This window comes from Desulfobacterales bacterium, assembly GCA_029211065.1.
Taxonomy (GTDB): Bacteria; Desulfobacterota; Desulfobacteria; order Desulfobacterales; family JARGFK01; genus JARGFK01.
Genome location: JARGFK010000239.1, coordinates 1 through 2,159, shown reverse-complemented (window position 1 = coordinate 2,159; position 2,159 = coordinate 1). Strand labels below are relative to the sequence as shown.

Below are 2,159 nucleotides of genomic sequence, written 5' to 3'. Positions count from 1 at the left end.
TTGTCTAAAATTAACCTATCACCCTGATTCTTCAGGATCAACGAGGTTTTTTACTTTTCTTGACGGTGAATCAGGGTCATCCAGCTCGCAAGATAACATCTTGAACACAAATGAAATTTCAAGTATAAAACCCAAATCGGGCCTAAAAGTCAAGATGTAGTTGCGTTCGATAACCACAGGGTTTATGGAGACAAATGAATATATTGATGACAAATGATGACGGTATTTATGCGCCGGGATTATGGGCGGTGTATCGGCAACTGATGCTAAAACATGCCCTCACGGTTGTCGCTCCGGATCGGGAACGCAGCGCGGTTGGACACGGCATTACCCTGAACGAGCCGCTGCGGCTGGAAAAAGTCATGGTAAACGGAGGCTTTCAGGGGTATGCGGTCAGCGGTACGCCGGCGGATTGCATCCGACTGGGTATTCTTGAAATTCTTGACGCGAAACCCGATCTGGCGGTTTCCGGGATAAATCCGGGCATCAACGTGGGCATCAATATCAATTATTCCGGAACGGTCGCAGCTGCCAGGGAGGCAGCCCTTTATGGCATCCCGGCAATCGCCTTGTCGATACAAGGCCGCGAAGCAAGGCACTTTGAAGCAGCGGCGCGTGTCGCCGAGGTGCTGGCGGAATTTATATTCCGGAATGGTTTGCCCCATGGCACCATTTTAAATGTGAATATTCCCGACGTAACCACACGAAAGATTGCCGGCGTTAAGATCAGCAGGCAGGGGATTCCCACTTTTTCAGACTATTTTGACAAAAGGGTTGATCCGCGCAACAAGACCTACTATTGGCAGGGGAGCGAGTTCCAGGCTGTATTTAGTGAACCTGACATGGATGGGGCCGCATTGGAGAACGATTATATTTCCATCACCCCGATTCAATGCGACATGACCGACTACGCCACCATGGATAATCTGAAAAGCTGGGATATTGAGAAAAAGGTGCTGAACAATGAAAAAACAGTTTATAAGCGATCTTAAGATCGGCCAGGCTGTAAACGACACTTTTGTACTGATGGAAAAATCGGTGTCTCAAAAAAAAGATGGCAGCAACTACCTGAATGTCGCCCTTGGGGATAAAACCGGTCATGTCAAAGGGGTGGTATGGGATCATGTGGACGAGATCACGTCAGCGGGCGTAGCATCCGGTGATTTTGTTTCTATCGTGGCGACTGTCAACGAATATCGGGGTGCGCCGCAGCTCGTTATCAAAAAGATGACAACCTGTCCGGCTGAGTCGGTGGACCCTGCGGATTTTCTGCCGACAACCCGGCATCAAGTGGATACCATGTTCGACCGGCTGGTGAGTCAAACGGGTCAGGTTAAGAACGATTTTATCCGGCGCCTGATCCAGTCGTTTTGGGAAGACACGGAATTCGTCCAGAAGTTTAAGGCTGCTCCGGCGGCTAAAAATATGCACCATGCCTATATCGGCGGGCTGCTGGAACATACACTCTCCATGACGCTGCTGGCAGATAAAATTGCCGGTCATTACAGCGGGATCGATATGGATCTGCTGTTTGCCGGCATTCTTTTTCATGATGTCGGCAAGATTCGGGAATTCGAATATCAGTACCGCATCGACTATACCGACGAAGGCCGCCTCTTGAGCCATATTGTGATCGGGCTGCAGATGCTTGAAGATAAAATTAAAGCGATAGAGGGGTTTCCGACCCAAACGGCGGTGCTGCTCAAGCACCTGGTCGTGAGTCACCATGGCGCGCGGGAATTCGGCTCGCCGGAACTGCCCAAGACGATTGAAGCGGTGTTGCTCAATTATATCGATGAAATTGATTCCAAGGTTAACGGTATTCGCAGCTTTATGTCCTCGGATAATTCTGCTGAATCCTGGACTTCTTACCATCGGCTGCTGGGGCGTCACTTTTATATCGGAAAAAGCAGGGAGGAGACTTAGTATACAACGTCATAAATACGGTGACGTATTCGGCAAAATGGATTTTAATGAACTTCATCGAAGAAATCCCCCTTGCCCCCTTTCATAAAGGGGGAATACTTCTCCTCCCTTTTGGAAAGGGAGGTTGGGAGGGATTTTAAAACGTTAACATATTTATGAAAAGTGGGTATGCACTTTACTCAACCGACCACATGGTGTAGTATGCGGTTATGGAGGAGCCAAGACACCCTGTT

The 2,159-nt window shown here is 48.9% G+C and carries 2 protein-coding genes; both read left to right on the top strand.

The features are described 5' to 3' along the window. The first annotated feature begins 194 nt into the window (after window positions 1-194). Window positions 195-992 (top strand): 5'/3'-nucleotidase SurE, encoded by a 798-nt coding sequence (surE, locus tag P1P89_23205; protein MDF1594433.1) that lies wholly within the window; start codon window positions 195-197, stop codon window positions 990-992. Further along, window positions 964-1,926, top strand: coding sequence for an HD domain-containing protein (locus tag P1P89_23200; GenBank protein ID MDF1594432.1), 963 nt, complete (start codon window positions 964-966; stop codon window positions 1,924-1,926). The genes surE and P1P89_23200 overlap by 29 nt, the downstream gene beginning before the upstream one ends. Window positions 1,927-2,159 lie beyond the last annotated feature (233 nt).

Coding starts and splice junctions, on each gene's coding strand:
- surE (MDF1594433.1), top strand. CDS start 195: ATGAATATATTGATGACAAATGATGACGGTATTTATGCGCCGGGATTA.
- P1P89_23200 (MDF1594432.1), top strand. CDS start 964: ATGAAAAAACAGTTTATAAGCGATCTTAAGATCGGCCAGGCTGTAAAC.